Here is a 773-nt window from a genome sequence, read left to right on the forward strand (position 1 = left end):
CCAGTCGGCCGAGCCGCTTCCGGCGGAGGCCATGAACGTCGCCCTGACCGGCAACAATGGCGAACTGCGCAGCGAAGTCATCGGCCAGAAGAAGCCGAGCGGCGGCGGCCTGTTCGCCGGCCTTTTCGGCGGGACGTCGTCCGGCTCCTCGATAAGCTATCTTCCCGAGACGCGGGCTCTCGATCAGGCTCTCGCCAAGAGGGAGGCCAAGAAGCAGTTCAAGGTGAAGCCGGAATTCGTGCCGCAGGACGTGGAATTCACTGGTTACGATGCCGGCACCATCGTCATCGACACCAGCGCGCGGCGCCTCTACCTCGTCGAATCATCTTCCACCGCGCGGCGCTACGCCATTGCGGTCGGTCGCGAGGGCCTGCAGTTCAAGGGCACGGTCGCGGTCGGTGACAAGCAGGAATGGCCGCGCTGGATCCCGACGCTGGACATGCAGAAGCGCGAGCCGAAGCATTACGGCCAGTATAAGGACGGCATGCCTGGCGGTGGCCAGAATCCGCTCGGCGCCCGCGCCATCTATCTCTATGACGGCAAGAAGGACACGCATCTGCGCATCCACGGCACCATCGCGCCGCAGTCGATCGGAACCAGCGCCTCTAATGGCTGCTTCCGCATGATCAACGAGCACGTCATGGATCTCTACAGCCGCGTCAGGGTTGGCACCAAGGTCGTCATCATCTGACGTTTTCGTCATCCTGCCGAAAGGGCCGGCTCAGCCGGCCCTTTTGTTTTGCCCTGTTCACGATCCGAGCGCCTTCTTGGGA

Annotated in this window: 1 protein-coding gene; it reads left to right on the top strand. The window is 63.3% G+C overall.

Features of this window, described 5'->3' with window-relative positions; genetic code table 11:
• On the top strand, window positions 1-691 hold a 691-nt coding region (locus ENZ75_RS33315), incomplete at its 5' end, for a L,D-transpeptidase (protein WP_164888248.1).
• Between the last annotated feature and the right edge of the window lie 82 nt (window positions 692-773).

It is taken from the genome of Mesorhizobium sp. M7A.F.Ca.CA.002.04.1.1, from assembly GCF_004022805.1.
GTDB lineage: Bacteria > Pseudomonadota > Alphaproteobacteria > Rhizobiales > Rhizobiaceae > Mesorhizobium > Mesorhizobium ciceri.